At 52.8% G+C, this 14,496-nt stretch carries 11 protein-coding genes; 5 read left to right on the plus strand and 6 right to left on the minus strand.

Annotation, left to right across the window (positions count from 1 at the left end):
• Positions 1-204 precede the first annotated feature (204 nt).
• From J3P34_RS05365 to mscL, 3 genes are all read left to right on the plus strand, one after another.
• Positions 205-3,393, plus strand: coding sequence for a WD40/YVTN/BNR-like repeat-containing protein (locus tag J3P34_RS05365; RefSeq protein ID WP_210486811.1), 3,189 nt, complete (start codon positions 205-207; stop codon positions 3,391-3,393).
• Positions 3,394-3,616: 223 nt separating this feature from the next.
• A complete protein-coding gene (locus J3P34_RS05370) occupies positions 3,617-4,111 on the plus strand; it encodes an RDD family protein (RefSeq protein WP_210486812.1) in 495 nt (164 codons plus the stop codon).
• Between the two features lie 54 nt (positions 4,112-4,165).
• The gene (gene mscL, locus J3P34_RS05375) at positions 4,166-4,591 is read left to right on the plus strand and encodes a large-conductance mechanosensitive channel protein MscL (protein ID WP_210466743.1); all 426 of its coding nucleotides are present in this window, start codon (positions 4,166-4,168) and stop codon (positions 4,589-4,591) included.
• Between the two features lie 92 nt (positions 4,592-4,683).
• Here mscL and rlmN read toward each other — a convergent pair whose 3' ends face one another.
• From rlmN to J3P34_RS05390, 3 genes are all read right to left on the minus strand, one after another.
• Complete coding sequence (rlmN, locus tag J3P34_RS05380) at positions 4,684-5,766, minus strand: dual-specificity RNA methyltransferase RlmN (protein ID WP_210466744.1); 1,083 nt, start codon at positions 5,764-5,766, stop codon at positions 4,684-4,686.
• 21 nt (positions 5,767-5,787) lie between these two features.
• Complete coding sequence (locus J3P34_RS05385; RefSeq protein ID WP_210486813.1) at positions 5,788-6,216, minus strand: acyl-CoA thioesterase; 429 nt, start codon at positions 6,214-6,216, stop codon at positions 5,788-5,790.
• Positions 6,217-6,612: 396 nt separating this feature from the next.
• A complete protein-coding gene (locus tag J3P34_RS05390; RefSeq protein ID WP_210486814.1) occupies positions 6,613-8,007 on the minus strand; it encodes a T9SS type A sorting domain-containing protein in 1,395 nt (464 codons plus the stop codon).
• Positions 8,008-8,358: 351 nt separating this feature from the next.
• Between J3P34_RS05390 and J3P34_RS05395 the strand changes: the two genes are divergently transcribed.
• Positions 8,359-9,267: a S66 peptidase family protein gene (locus J3P34_RS05395; RefSeq protein ID WP_210486815.1), complete on the plus strand. Its 909-nt coding sequence runs from the start codon at positions 8,359-8,361 to the stop codon at positions 9,265-9,267.
• Positions 9,268-9,603: 336 nt separating this feature from the next.
• Here J3P34_RS05395 and J3P34_RS05400 read toward each other — a convergent pair whose 3' ends face one another.
• The 3 genes from J3P34_RS05400 to J3P34_RS05410 all read right to left on the minus strand — a co-directional run bounded on the left by J3P34_RS05400 (position 9,604) and on the right by J3P34_RS05410 (position 13,868).
• Positions 9,604-10,599 (minus strand): M28 family peptidase, encoded by a 996-nt coding sequence (locus J3P34_RS05400; RefSeq protein WP_246853542.1) that lies wholly within the window; start codon positions 10,597-10,599, stop codon positions 9,604-9,606.
• Position 10,600: 1 nt separating this feature from the next.
• Complete coding sequence (gene cysS, locus J3P34_RS05405) at positions 10,601-12,094, minus strand: cysteine--tRNA ligase (protein WP_210486819.1); 1,494 nt, start codon at positions 12,092-12,094, stop codon at positions 10,601-10,603.
• 667 nt (positions 12,095-12,761) lie between these two features.
• On the minus strand, positions 12,762-13,868 hold the full coding sequence (locus J3P34_RS05410) for an endonuclease/exonuclease/phosphatase family protein (protein WP_210486821.1): 1,107 nt from the start codon (positions 13,866-13,868) through the stop codon (positions 12,762-12,764).
• 236 nt (positions 13,869-14,104) lie between these two features.
• Here J3P34_RS05410 and J3P34_RS22340 point away from each other — a divergent pair, with 236 nt between their 5' ends.
• Positions 14,105-14,494 carry a Sec-independent protein translocase subunit TatA/TatB gene (locus tag J3P34_RS22340; protein ID WP_210466750.1) on the plus strand — a complete coding sequence of 130 codons (390 nt, stop codon included), beginning with the start codon at positions 14,105-14,107 and terminating at the stop codon, positions 14,492-14,494.
• The last annotated feature ends 2 nt before the right edge of the window (positions 14,495-14,496 follow it).

Here is a 14,496-nt window from a genome sequence, read left to right on the forward strand (position 1 = left end):
CAGAAAACGGGGTCGAAACGGGATTTAACCTTTCCGTCTTCAAGCGAAACTCTCTGAAGATTAGGCCAACACCGCAACTGAATCTTGTTTTGGGCCCGTTTTACAGAAAAGAGCTTAAAAACTCCTGCTGGCTGTTCCGCCCGTTCCCGATTTTCAGTAGCTTACAGGTTCTATTCCAATTCATACGACGCAAACAGAACAAACATGCACAACCCTTTACCCCCTCGGCTTTTCCGACAGTGTCTTCCGCTGTTGTTGGGCGGCCTCACCCTTTTGGCGCCGCTGTCCTCAGAGGCTCAGAAAGCACCCAAATCCAGTACTTCCAAAAGCAAGAAATCGGCACAGGATCCTTTTCCAGAGAAACTGTACAGCGGCCTTACCTGGCGCTCCATCGGGCCGTACCGCGGCGGACGCTCTGCTACCGTCACAGGCGTGCCGGGCAAGCCGAACCTCTATTATTTCGGGGCTACGGGCGGCGGCGTGTGGCGCACCAAAGACGGCGGCTCCAGCTGGGAGAACATCTCTGACAAGTACTTCGGGGGTTCTATTGGCGCCGTGGCCGTGAGTGAGGCCGACCCCAACGTGATCTACGTGGGCGAAGGCGAGAAAACGGTGCGCGGCAACGTGTCCAGCGGGTTCGGGATGTGGAAGTCTGAGGATGCGGGTTTGACCTGGAAACACATCGGGCTGAAAGACTCCAAGCATATCTCGCGCGTGCGTATCCACCCCAAGAACCCTGATCTGGTGTACGCGGCGGCCATGGGCAACATCTATGCGCCCAATGACATGCGCGGCGTGTACCGCTCCAAAGACGGCGGCAAGAACTGGGAGCGCGTGCTGTTCGTGAACAACGAGGTAGGCGTGGTAGACCTCACCATTGACCCGGTGAACCCCAGAAACCTGTACGCCACCTCCTGGCGGGTGCAGCGCACGCCCTATAGCTTTTCCTCGGGCGGCCCCGGCTCCGGCATCTGGAAAAGCACCGATGGCGGCGACACCTGGAAGGAAATCTCCCGCGCTTCCGGCTTACCCAAAGGCACCTTGGGCATCATCGGGGTAACCGTCTCACCGGTAAACAACCAGCGCGTATGGGCCCTGGTGGAAGCCGAAGACGGCGGTTTGTTCCGCTCTGAGAACGGCGGTGAAACCTGGACGAAGGTGAACGAAGACCGTAACCTGCGCCAGCGGGCCTGGTACTACACCCGCCTTACCGCCGATCCGCAGAACGAGGACGGCGTGTACGTGATGAACGTGAGCTACCACCACTCTACGGATGGCGGCCGCACCTTCAAGTCCCACAACGCGCCGCACGGCGACCACCATGACCTTTGGATTGCCCCCGAAGACCCCAAACGCATGATCATCGCCGATGACGGAGGCGCCCAGGTGAGCTTTGACGGCGGCGTGAACTGGAGTACCCCAGACAATCAGCCTACCGGTCAGTTTTACCGCGTGGTGACGGATAACGCCTTCCCGTACCGCATCTACGGCGCCCAGCAGGACAACAGCGCCGTCCGGATCGCCAGCCGCACCTCGGGCCGCAGCATCGGGCTGCATGACTGGGAAGAAACCGCCGGTTCAGAGAGCGCGCACATCGCGGTGAACCCCAAAGACCCCGAGATTGTGTACGGCGGAAACTACGGCGGCTTCATTGGCAGTCTGGACCACAAGACCGGCTTTGAACGCACCATCAACGTGTGGCCGGACAATCCCATGGGCCATGGCGCTGAGGGTATGAAGTACCGTTTCCAGTGGAACTTCCCTATCTTCTTCTCGCCGCACAACGCCAATCGGTTGTACACCACGTCTAACCACGTGCACGTGACCACCAACGAAGGCCAGAGTTGGGAAGTCATCAGCCCTGATCTCACGCGCAACGACAAGTCAAAACTGGGACCATCGGGCGGACCCATCACCAAAGACAACACCAGCGTTGAGTATTACGGCACCATCTTCGCGGCCATGGAATCTCCGGCGGAGGAAGGCGTGATCTGGACGGGATCGGATGACGGCCTGGTGCACGTGACCCGCGATGCCGGCAAGACCTGGAAGAACGTAACGCCCAAGGCCCTGCCCGAGTGGAGCATGATCAACAGCGTGGAACCGCACCCCACCCAGAAAGGCGTCATGTATTTAGCGGCTACTTTATACAAAACCGGCGATTTCCAGCCGCTGCTCTTCAAGACCTCGGATTATGGCAAGACCTGGACCAAGATCACCAACGGTATTCCGGCCACGCATTTTACCCGCGTGGTGCGCGTAGATCCCAAAAGAGCCGGTTTGCTGTACGCCGGCACTGAGTACGGCATGTACGTGTCGTTCAACGATGGTGCTTCCTGGAAGCCATTCCGCCTGAACCTGCCGCTGGTACCTATCACAGACCTCACCATCAAGGAAGACAACCTCATTGCCGCTACCCAGGGCCGGGGTTTCTGGATCATTGACGACCTCACGCTGCTGCACCAACTCACCCCGCAGATTGCCGAGGAGAAATTCCACCTCTACAAGCCCATGCCTACTTACCGGACCTTGGGCAGCAACGGTGCCAACCTCAAGTTTGAAGGCCAGAATCACCCCGGTGGCGTGATGGTGCATTTCTACCTTCCCACCGCTCCGGATTCCACCTCCAAAATTTCCCTGGAGATTCTGGAGAAAGACGGCAAGCTGATCCGGAAATACGATACCAAAGCCAAGGAGCCTGCGAACAAACTAGACGCGAAAACCGGCCTGAACCGTTTCGTGTGGAACATGGTGTACCCCGAGGCCTCCAGGTTTGAGGGCATGATTCTGTGGGGCGGCGGTACGCAGGGACCCAAAGCCACTCCCGGCACCTACAAAGCCCGCCTCACCGTGAACGGCCAGCCGCAGGAAACCGAGTTCGTGATCCTCCAGGACCCACGTAGCCAGACGCCGCTGGCGGATCTGCAGGCCCAGCATGCCTTCCTGCTCTCGGTGCGTGACAAACTCACCGAGACGCACGACGCCATCAGCAAAATACGAGAGGCCCGCACCCAGATCAACAGCGTGACTTCCCGCTTCCAAGGCCGCGAGGACATGAAAGACGTGCTGGATGCCGCCAAGGCGATGAACAAGAAGATGACCGAAGTGGAGGAAACGCTGTACCAGACCAAGAACCGCAGCGGCCAGGACCCTCTGAACTTCCCCATCAGGCTGAACAACAAACTTTCTAACCTGGCATCCCAGGCCTCGGTGGGTGATTTCCGCCCTACCGACCAGATGTATGCCTTCCAGAAGGAAGTGACGGCCCAGATAGACGAACAGTTGAAGAAGCTGAACCAGGTCTTCGCCACGGATTTGCCGGCCCTGAACCAGCTTATCCGGAGCAAGAACGTGGACGCCATCATGCTCAAGGAGAAAAAAGAGGCTCTCTAAGCCTTCTCCGTTTTTAAGGAAAGTCCCGCTCCCCAAAAGGCAGCGGGACTTTTTCTTTTCATCGTTTTAGGTCTGTTTTAAGAAAATTCTGCCCAGAACAACTTTGCTCAACCCAACAGTCAGCCACCTGTAGAACTCAGAAAAACATCAGGATCAAGCCGTTGCCTTAAGTAGAATTTATCCTATATTTAGACACACTAACCTAAACACCAACCCATCATTTATGGAAAACACCACTACCCAAGACTCTTTTTTCTCTGACATTTATGAAACTTCAGAGCCGGTAGCGTACGCCGGCTTCTGGATTCGGTTTGTCGCCGTGATTATTGACAGCTTCGTGCTGATGATCCCGAACTGGATCCTTCAATTTATGTTTTTTGGCAACTTTACCCCAAGCGACTTTAGACCAGACAACCCAGCTGCGATTCTTTCCTTCATGTCTGGCTCCATGACTATTACCCTTGCACTTTGGACTATTTACAAATCTGTTATGGAAAGCTCATCCTGGCAGGCCACCCTTGGCAAAAGAGCCCTGAACCTGAAAGTAACCGATGAGCAAGGAAACCGCATTTCTTATGGAAGGTCTCTGGGCCGGTCACTGGCAAACATCTTATCTTATATCATCTTACTGATTGGCTATATCATGGCGGCTTTCACCTCTCGTAAGCAGGCTCTTCATGACAAGCTAGCCGGAACGTTGGTGGTGAAAACCCGTTAATTACGGCTAAGCTGCTGCTTCCTTTTCTTTTTTCTAACCTATAATCAATCTTTTATGTCAATTTCATCTGAGTTCAAAGAATTTGCCATGCGTGGCAACGTAGTTGATTTAGCGGTTGGGGTTGTGATTGGCGCCGCATTTGGGAGAGTGGTCACCTCGTTGGTAGAAGACATCCTGATGCCGCCGCTGGGAATATTGATAGGAGGTGTGGATTTCAAAGACCTTAAACTGTTGCTTCGGCAAGGAGTCATGGGCCCGGACGGGAAGTTAACAGATGTCACCCTGAACTACGGAAACTTCATCCAAAGCATCATTGACTTTCTCATCATTGCCCTGGCCATTTTCATGGTGGTAAAACTGATGAACCGGCTAAAGCGCCGGAAAGCAGCTTCGCCTGATGTTCCGCCTGCACCCACCAAAGAAGAAGTGCTGCTCACCGAGATCAGGGATGCGCTGCGTACCTCGCCACGGCAACTCTAGACATGTTTTAGACGGATTTTCCTGAAAACAGGCCTGAAACAGAAAGCGCCACCTCAAGGGGTGGCGCTTTCTGTTTTATTCTATCTGGAAAATTACTCTCCTGCTTTCTTGTCTTTGATGGCCAACTGACCGCAGGCGGCGTCAATGTCCTTGCCCCGGCTGCGGCGCACGTTCACCTGTACGCCTCTGTCTGCCAGGTAGCGCATGAACGGCTCCAGGCGGTCATCTTCTGATTTCTGGAATAGCCCGCCTTCAATGGGGTTGTACTCAATGATGTTCACCTTGCAGGGGATGATCTTGGAGAACTGCAGCAGTTCCTGCGCATCCTCAGGGTTATCGTTGAAGTGGCTGAGCAGAATGTATTCATACGTCACCTTCCGGCCGGTTTTCTGGTGGTAATACACCAGGGCCTCCTTCAATGCCGCCAGAGAGTTGGTCTCGTTGATGGGCATGATCTCGTTGCGTTTCACGTCATTGGCGGCGTGCAGGCTCAGGGCCAGGTTGGCTTTGATACCGTCATCGGCCATCTTCTTGATCATCTTGGCAATACCGGCGGTACTTACCGTGATGCGGCGGGCCGCCATGTTCAGGCCATCGGGCGCGGTGATGCGCTCAATAGACTTCATCACATTGGCGTAGTTCAAAAGCGGCTCGCCCATGCCCATGTACACGATGTTGGTCAAGGCGCGGTCATAGTGCTGCTCGGCCTGTTCCTTGATGCGTACTACCTGGTCATAGATCTCATCGGCGTTGAGGTTGCGGATGCGGTCCATCTTGCCGGTGGCGCAAAAAGAGCACGTCAATGAGCAACCTACCTGGCTGGAAACACATGCCGTCATACGCTTAGGGTGCGGAATGAGCACGCCTTCCACGATGTTGCCGTCAAACAGCCGGAACGTTGATTTTATGGTATAGTCGTCGCTGCGTTGGCTGGTGTTCACTTCCACGCTGTTGATGGTAAAGGAACGCTCCAGTTTCTCGCGCAGTGGCAGACTGATGTTGTTCATCTCTGAAAATGAGGTAGCCGTCAGTTTCCAGATCCACTCGTAAACCTGTTTGGCGCGAAACGGCTTCTCCCCGTTTTCCGTCATCCAGGCCTTTAGTTGGTCCAAAGACAGTTTCCGGATGTCCTGCCGGTTCAGAATCTCTATATCTGGGATCAATGTGGTACTCATACTACAAAGGTACAAAATATCTTACGCTTTAGTTTCCAGCCGCTCCAGTGCTTCCTGCGGAATTGTCTGGAGTTTGCGGGCACTGTAGTCAAAGCAGAGCATACCGGTTTTGGCGTGGGCTATTTCCTTGCCGTTTTGGTTAGAAAGGCGATAAACCAGGTCAAACCCGTACTTGCTGAACTCGGTAGGTTGCACCTGCACGGTGAGCACATCGCCGTAGAACCCCTCGCCTTTGTAGACAATGCCCACATCAGACATGATCAGTCCGGCTCCGGCAAAGTCCATTTCTGAGTAGCCGTGCGCTTTCAGGAACCGTACCCGTGCCTCGTGCAGGAGACTCAACAAGGCATCGTTGCCAAGGTGATTGCCATAGTTAAGATCGGTGATCCGGATGGGCAGCTCGGTCTGGAAAGAAAAATGCGCGGGAAGGTCTATTTTGATGCGGGCCACTTTATTAATTGTGAATTAAGAATTAGGAATTAAGTCCTTTATCGCCTACTAGTTTCTCTGTCTGGCGTGTCTTCTTTTAAAGAACGTCACAAGTGCTATTAAAATCATTAGGGATATGAAGGTCAGATGAACTTTACTTGTTGTTTCCGATGGAATATTGTGGCCAGACGCCATGGCCATCATCAAGAAAAGCACATCAACTATGGCCAAAAGCACAAGGACAACCAATATGATGTTAAGTAGAGTTCTCATATAAGGGGCTTTAGCTAAAAGAGGCTCTAAAGGTACGCTTCATTGGAGCACAAAAAAGATTCTGACCTTGGTTTTCAGAAAAGGTGCAAAAAACAGGCCCGGCTCTTTGGGGAACCGGGCCTGTTCTGGTCAGGGGTGAAGTACTTACCGTTTCACGATCTTCTGGGTGCTAACCCCAGACCTGGATTGGATTTGCAGAATATACGTACCGGCTGGTAAGGCAGAAATGTTGATTTCCTCCCCGCCCAAAGCCTTGGTTAGGTTGGAGGTAAGCAACGTCTGGCCCGATAGGCTCAACACCTTCACTGTGGCGGCGGTGGTTTTCTCCAATTTCACGGTAAATTTGCTTGCTACAGGGTTAGGGTATACCAAGGCCGCCAACGAACTCAACTCTTCTTTAGAGGAAAGCACATTCTGGAAGTTGGTATATACCATTCGGAATTCATTTTTATAGCTTCCGGTAGTAGCGCTGCCTGGCTCTGCCGACCATTCCTGGTAAATGACCTCGGTAAGATCATCGGTGGCGTTGTAGGTGTTAACAGCCTTAAACCCGTAGGTAATCACCCACTTGTCTACCTGCCATTCTTCCTCCTGATCTAACGTGAAATTGCCTTTGGCGTCATTGGTGTAGGTAGTGCGGCTATCATTCACCCAAGCCCCGTTTTCCCAGTTCTGGTCAATAAGCACGTAGCTGCCGTTGGCCTGGTAGGTGGTTGTCTCCTTTTCTACATTCACCCAAGCATTGTTTGCCCATTCCTGGTAGGTATAGCTAGACAAATTATACTCCTCAAAGTCGGTCATGTCTACGTTGTCAAAGTCGTGCCACACCAGGTCTATATCACGTTCTGTGTTCACCCAGGCGTTGCTCTCCCACTCCTGGTAAGTGAAAGAAATTGGTCTGTTGCTTCCTTGATTGTACCCTACTATGGTTTTCTCCTCTGCTACCCAAGCATTATTTTCTCTGTCATATTCTGTGACTTCGGCAAGGTAGCCTAAGGTATTGTAGGTGTACACTTCTCTATGGGTCTGTTCCCAAACCCCAGTATAGTAGCTTTGGAACACTATTTCCGTGATCTTCTCATTGGCATAGGTGTAGGTTGTTCTGTAGCCGCTATACAACAACCAGGCATTGTTCTCCCAGTAATACTGGAGGTCTTCTGTGATGCGGTTGTGGCTGTCATATTTGGTCACATATTTGGAGAAATTGCTGTTGTTCGCCTCCGTCACTAATTCCTCCACAACCAGGCCAGCCGAGTTGTAGGTATAGGCGTGGTTATAGCCCAAACGCCAGGTGTTGTTGCTCTCTTCCCAGAAGTACTCCTGGCCATTACGCGGCTGTCTGCTTCTGGTACCGGTGCGGAGGGAGCTTTGCTGGGTCTTGGTGCGTAATCCCGAACCGGAGACTTGGGCTTCTGACCGGGCTTTTCTGTAGCTCTTGAAAGCAGGAGAGCTTTTCTTGCTTTGGGCTAAGCTAGTTAAGGTAAGAGCCAGGAGCAGAAATCCCAGCACCAAGGCTTTGCGCCAATTCTCGTGTGTCATGTTTTTGTTGTAAAAGTTTGTCATAGAAAAATATTTAAAGGCGGAGGAAAACTGCAATTCTTCTACTTGTTCTGTCATCTTGCTTCAGTGGCAGAACACCAAAAATACTTCTCTCAAAAGGTATTACTCAATACTTACTTCTAAGTATATAGCATTTTCAATATTTAAATAACCCTAATCTCTTATCAAATACAATATGAAAAAAAGGAATAATTAAAAGAAACTTAGGTTCAAACACGTAAGCAATGCGCCGGATCATAATGGCTGGGCCACGCAAAAAGAAGGGGTGGCAGCCATCTTGCCCAAAGATTTACTTATTTTGGAGACCTGTATTTTAACCAGAATTTACCCGTGACCATACCTGCCCTACAGAAAGGAGATGCCGTTGGCATAGTTTGTTTAGCCCGAAAAGTGAGCTTAGAGGATATCCAGGACGGCATCAGGCTGCTGGAGGCTTGGGGGTTGCGTGTGGTTTTAGGCCAGAGCGTAGGCGCGGAGGACGGGTACCTGGGTGGCCCGGATGAGCTGCGGAGAACCGATTTCCAGCAGATGCTGGACAACCCACAGATCAAGGCCATCTTCTCGGCGAGGGGCGGCTATGGCACCACCCGTATCCTGGACCAAGTGGACTTCTCCCGGTTAACCCAAAACCCGAAATGGATCATTGGGTTCAGTGACGTAACCGCTCTGCTCTGCCACCTGCAAACACTTGGTTTAGAAAGCATCCACGGCACCATGCCCCTGCTCATGGGCAAACCAGACACTGTTGAGGCTGACGAGAGCCTGCGCCACCTCTTGTTCCAGGAGCCGCTTTCCTATGCCGTTCCGGCCAATTTTCATAACCGATCAGGCACCGCCACAGGTCAATTGGTAGGCGGCAACCTCATTCTACTGAATAACATCATCGGGACGGCCTCTGACGTGGATTATACCGGCAAAATTCTCTTTCTGGAGGATGTGGGCGAGTACTACTACAACGTAGACCGCGTGCTGGTGCATCTGCGCCGGCTGGGCCATCTGCAGAGATTGGCCGGCCTGGTAGTAGGTCAGTTCTCAGACATGAATGACACGGCTGTGCCCTTCGGGAAAGATGTGCCGCAGATTGTCCTGGAGCATTGCGCTGGCTATGGGTACCCTATCTGCTTTGATTTCCCAGTTGGGCACGTGCCCCGCAACCTGGCGCTGGTAGTTGGCCGCGAAGCTACGCTGCAGGTGACGCAGGAAAGTGTGACGCTGGCTTATACGCAACCCACTTTTTAGGCTAATTTCAAGAAATCGGCTTTAAAACGCGATTTGGAATAAGCGTTACAATAGGCATACGCAACTTTCATTAACTCAAGGCTTATAAACATATATCTCCTTTTTGTCCTCCTGAAAAGGACCTTGTAGACCAATAGAAATGGTGGTAAATCCCTGCTTTTCTAGTTCGCTCACAAGATCTTTCCAAGATGACAAATGGATGGTTCGAATTTGTTCTGCTGCTTAAGCAAACCCTTCTAAAAGTGAGGGAACTTAGCTATTACTACCGCCCAAAAACAAAAGCCGTTTCCCGGGTATTTTCCGGAAAACGGCTTTGAAACAGCTGGTGGTTGGCTGTTACTGTTCGGTCATGACTACGTGCAATACGGTCTGGCCTACGGCTTTGAGGGTATTGCGGTCAATGATGTTCATGTTATCGGTGTGGCGGTGGTGGTACGGTCCGAAGAACCCATCGGGGCTGCTGGGATCGTAGGCGATGATATCAGCCATGCGGATGTTGGCGTGCTGGATGACGTAGCTGTGGTCATCCGTGATGCCGGGGCTATCTTGGAACGGGAAGTAGTCTGAGTAGCCAATCTGGTTGGCCGTGCGCCAAACTTTCTCCACCACATCGCCGGCATAGGCGCGGCTAGTTTCCTCCCGCGCGAAACGGGAACCCTTCGCCCCTACCATGTCCAGAAGAATGCCGTAACTGGCCGTGTAGCCTTTGGGCAGGAGGTTCTTGGCCCAGTATTGCGAGCCCAGGCACCAGGTGTCTTCTTTGTAAGGACCGGTGTTGTCTGGCTGCCCGTAATCCTCGCCGTCAAACAGCATAATGTCTACGCCCACATTGCCGGTAAGCGGATTGGCCTGCAGTTGGCGGGCAATCTCCAGGAGAATGCCCACGCCGCTGGCACCGTCATTGGCCCCGTCCATGGGTTTTTTGGGGTTCAGTGAATCTTTATCGGCTACGTGCCGGGTATCCCAGTGGGCGGCGAGTAAAATGCGGTTGCTGGCTTTGGGATTGAACTGCCCCATGATGTTGCGCAAATCCAGTGATGTTCCGTCATAAGCCTTGCCCGTGAAAGGCTGCACCAATACATTGGCGCCGTAACCCTTCAACTTACTGATGAGGTAATCGCCGCAGGCGCGGTGCGCGGGCGTATTAGGCACCCGCGGCCCGAAGGAAACCTGCCTGGCCACAAACTGGTACGCCGAGTCTGCGTTGAAAGCGGGTACGTTCTCCTTCGCCGCTGCGGCAGGTGCCTCAACGGTGGCCGTGTCCGTGTTTCCTTTTTTGTCGCAGGCCGGCAGAGCGGCGGCAAGCAGCAGGCCCAGAGCCAGAACTTTCATGTTATTCTTCATATGCCCAGTCAATCCCGGTTTTCATGTCTTTGACCACAATGCCCTGCCCTTTGAGTTGCGCCCTAATAGCATCTACCTTGGCGTAATCTTTGGTTTCTTTCGCCTCTTTGTAAAAGCCCAGCACCACTTCAAGCAGAGACTGCGCATCGGCGGTTTGCTCTACCTTCAGGCCCAGAACATCCAGCACCAGGGCACGGTATTGAGCACGCATCTGTTCAAACGTTTCCTCAGAGATGGTCTCCAGTTTGAAGCCGCCGGTGTGCATGCTGTTCACTTTCTTAAGCAGGTTGAACAGCGCTGCAATAGATTTGGCGGTGTTCAGGTCATCGTTTAGGGGCAGGAACAGCTCAGCGGTCAGTTTCTTGATTTCCTCATCGGCTTTGGCGTCCACGGCATCGGTACTGGCGGGGTACTGCAACTGGTCCAGGATACGCAGGCCGTTCATCACTTTAAGGTAGCCTTTGCGGGCCGCCTGCAAGCCTTCGTTGCTGAAATCAAGGGTGCTGCGGTAGTGCGCCTGCAGAATAAAGAAACGGATGGTCATGGGCGAGTACGCCTGCTCCAACACTTCATGCGTGCCTGTAAATAACTCACCCAGGGTGATAAAATTGCCCAGCGATTTACCCATCTTCTTGCCGTTGATGGTGATAAGGTTATTGTGCACCCAGAAGCGGGCCGAATCTGAATGGCTGTTGCTGGCCTGGCTCTGCGCGATCTCGCACTCGTGGTGCGGGAACATGAGGTCCAGTCCGCCCCCGTGAATATCGAACTGCGAGCCCAGGTACTTCCGGCTCATGGCCGAGCACTCCAGGTGCCAGCCCGGGAACCCTTCTGACCAGGGCGAGGACCAACGCATGATGTGGCTGGCCGATGCTTTTTTCCACAGCGCAAAATCCAGCGGAGAACGCTTCTCCTCCTGCCCTTCCAGGTTATCGCGGGTGTTGGCCAGCAGGTCTTCCACCACTCGCCCGGAGAGTTTTCCGTAGTTGTGTTCCTTGTTATAGGCCGGCACATCAAAGTACACCGATCCGTTCGACTCGTACGCCAAGCCGTTGTCCAGGATCTCCTGGATCATCTCAATCTGCTCTATGATGTGGCCCGAGGCACGGGGCTCAATATCAGGAGGCAGCACGTTCAGGCTGCCCATGTCGCGGTGGAAGCTATTGGTATACTGCTGCACCACCTCCATAGGCTCCAGCTGCGCAGCTTTGGCCAGCTTCTGGATCTTGTCCTCGCCAAAATCGGCATCGTTCTGCAGGTGGCCCACATCGGTGATGTTGCGCACGTAGCGCACCTTGTAGCCCAGGTACTGCATGTAGCGGCGCATCACGTCAAAGGTGATGTAAGGCCGGGCATGGCCCAGGTGCGCATCGCCGTAGACGGTAGGTCCGCAGACGTACAATCCCACAAACGGGCTGTGCAAGGGTACAAACGCTTCTTTGGTGCGGGTGAGGGTATTATATAAAGATAACGGGTGGTTCATGCGGCAAAATTATAAAACTAAATGGTACTTGTGGTAACGGTACGATGTTCGCGCGTATTCGTCGGTTTTTTCTTTGCCATTTAGCAAGAGGGCTGTGGCGTTTAGAGCTTGTTTTAGGAGAAATGGGCAGAAAGATGGTTTCTTTTGGGTGGATGGTTTTGTGGGAGGTAAATTGGCTTTTGCTTGTGGAGAGCTGCTTGCCCTAGATATGTTTGTGAACTCGTAGTCTGTTTGTGCTGGCGAAGGACTGGTATTTGCGTGGATGCATAAGCTTGGTTGTTTCATGGCTGGGCTCCGAGCGCTCACGGCCGCGAGGCCCCGCCTTCCGGCCTCGAGCTGCTGTTTTGGCCTTGGCCGGTTGGCCTGCCTGCGGCACCAGGTCTAAAACAAAGGCGCTCCACCGAAAGGCTGGAAAAAGGTTCCTTCAACAGCTACAGTGTTTAGCAGTATGTCCGTTTTCTAAGCGGAGATTCTCCCCTTGAGGGGAGCGCAGAGGGGTGTTTACACCTGCTGGTAATGGCGTCTGCTCTCCAGTTCCATGGTTCAAGTCTGTGACTTGGACCTACCATGACCGGCAGTTTGCAACTGCCGTGAGGCGCAAGCCTCAAAACGGTTTAGCGCTTGATTTCCACAAAACAGCCCCTAAATGGGAAGTCCCATGCTAATCCTAATCCCCAGAAGCTTCAGTAGATGTAGCTAACAAGTAAGTGGATTCCAACGGGAAATGGTCAGTAAAGCGGATCTGGTCCAGGACATCGAAGCGGAGGAGTTCCAGGGGACGGCTGAAGAATTGGTTGTCTATCCGGATGGGGAGTTTGCCGTTGTAGGTGAACCCGAAACCGCTGCCGCCTTCCTCGAAGCCGTTGCTCAGGTGCTTGCGCAACTTCTGGTAGGTGTAGGAACTGGGCAGGTCGTTCAGGTCGCCGCAGAGCAGCACCGGGTGTTGGCTGGACAGGATGTGGTCTACCAGGCGCTCTACCTGGTGGCTGCGGGCAATGAAGCCGCCTTTGAGCCGGCGGGCAATGCCGCGGCCTTTGGTCTTGAGGCCAATCTCGCTTTGCACGGCAGCTTCTACGTCTTTCTCCTCAATGGCCATAGACTCCAGGTGCATGTTGTAGACCCGCAACGTGTCTTTTGAGGGCAGCTGCACATCTATGTAGATGACCTGGTTCTTGGTGGGCCGGTCAAAAGAAACGCTTCCTTTGTCAACGATGGGAAATTTGGAGAAAATGGCCAGACCAAACTCCGCCCCGATCTTGTTGGTGAGGGCTTTGCCTATGTAGCTCTCGCGCTTCTGCTGTTTGCCAATCCGCTTGCGGCTGTCATAGGTGGCGTCCCCCTTCTCATTATAATATTCCTGGAGACAGAGGATATCAGCGGGGTGCTCAGACACCCATTTCATTTCCTTCTCGGGCAAATTCGGGTCTGCGGCGTGCAGGTGCTTGTACACGTTGAACACGCGCACGTTGTAGCTTAGCACGGTGATGCGCTGCTCCTGGGGCTCGGGCTGGGCATCGGGGGTGTTGAGGGTGAAATAGCGGGTGTGCTGGCCGTAGAACAGGAAAATGAGCAAGGCCGGCCACAGGGCCCAGAGCGGGCGCTGCCACAGCCACAGCAGCAGCAGAACTCCGTTCAGAACCAAAGCACCCGGCAAAGACATGGCTATGAAACCTGCCGGCCAGAACAGATGCGGTGGCACGTATTGGCACGCTACCCCTACCAAAAGCCACAGCGTAGACAAAGAGGTCAGAAAAGAAAGAATCTTCCGGAGCACAGGGAAAAATTTAAACGCAGAAGTAAACCTACGCAAAAATCCGGAAGCAGAGGTAAAAACGTAGGTTCTGGCTCCTTTACGGGTGTTTTCTGGAAAACAGGCTAAAAATGGATTATAAATATATAAGGGCTTTTAAAATACCCTATAGGCCACTCCGTTTTAAACTTGACCTGAAGTACTTAGTAATTGGAAATTATACCCTAATTTTACATCCTTAACACCTTATTAGTACAGCTATGTTGTTATCCTCTTTATTATTTATCGGAAATCTGGGCACCGGCGAGATGATTGTTCTCGTTCTGATCGTCCTGTTGCTGTTTGGCGCCAAAAGGATTCCAGACCTGGCCCGTGGCCTTGGAAAAGGTATCCGGGAGTTCAAAGATGCTACCAAGGAAATCAAGAACGATATTGAGAACGCTGGCACCAATGACCAGCATGCCAACAACCAGAACAGAAGCAACTATAACAACGCTCCGGGCTATACCAACCCCAACCCTGGTTACAACAACCCTAATTACAACAACGCACCTTACAACAACGGTGCTCCATACAACCAAGACAATGCGCCTTACACCAACGCGCCTGTCAACCCAAACCCAACTACTCCTAACAACCCGAACGTTTAATA

The sequence above is a fragment of the Rufibacter aurantiacus genome (genome assembly GCF_017916345.1).
Lineage (GTDB): Bacteria > Bacteroidota > Bacteroidia > Cytophagales > Hymenobacteraceae > Nibribacter > Nibribacter roseolus.

What these genes read in the sequence shown, in the direction of transcription:
- J3P34_RS05365 (WP_210486811.1), top strand. Translation starts at nt 205, where the DNA reads ATGCACAACCCTTTACCCCCTCGGCTTTTCCGACAGTGTCTTCCGCTG.
- J3P34_RS05370 (WP_210486812.1), top strand. Translation starts at nt 3,617, where the DNA reads ATGGAAAACACCACTACCCAAGACTCTTTTTTCTCTGACATTTATGAA.
- mscL (WP_210466743.1), top strand. Translation starts at nt 4,166, where the DNA reads ATGTCAATTTCATCTGAGTTCAAAGAATTTGCCATGCGTGGCAACGTA.
- rlmN (WP_210466744.1), bottom strand. Translation starts at nt 5,766, where the DNA reads ATGAGTACCACATTGATCCCAGATATAGAGATTCTGAACCGGCAGGAC.
- J3P34_RS05390 (WP_210486814.1), bottom strand. Translation starts at nt 8,007, where the DNA reads ATGACACACGAGAATTGGCGCAAAGCCTTGGTGCTGGGATTTCTGCTC.
- J3P34_RS05400 (WP_246853542.1), bottom strand. Translation starts at nt 10,599, where the DNA reads ATGAAAGTTCTGGCTCTGGGCCTGCTGCTTGCCGCCGCTCTGCCGGCC.
- cysS (WP_210486819.1), bottom strand. Translation starts at nt 12,094, where the DNA reads ATGAACCACCCGTTATCTTTATATAATACCCTCACCCGCACCAAAGAA.
- J3P34_RS22340 (WP_210466750.1), top strand. Translation starts at nt 14,105, where the DNA reads ATGTTGTTATCCTCTTTATTATTTATCGGAAATCTGGGCACCGGCGAG.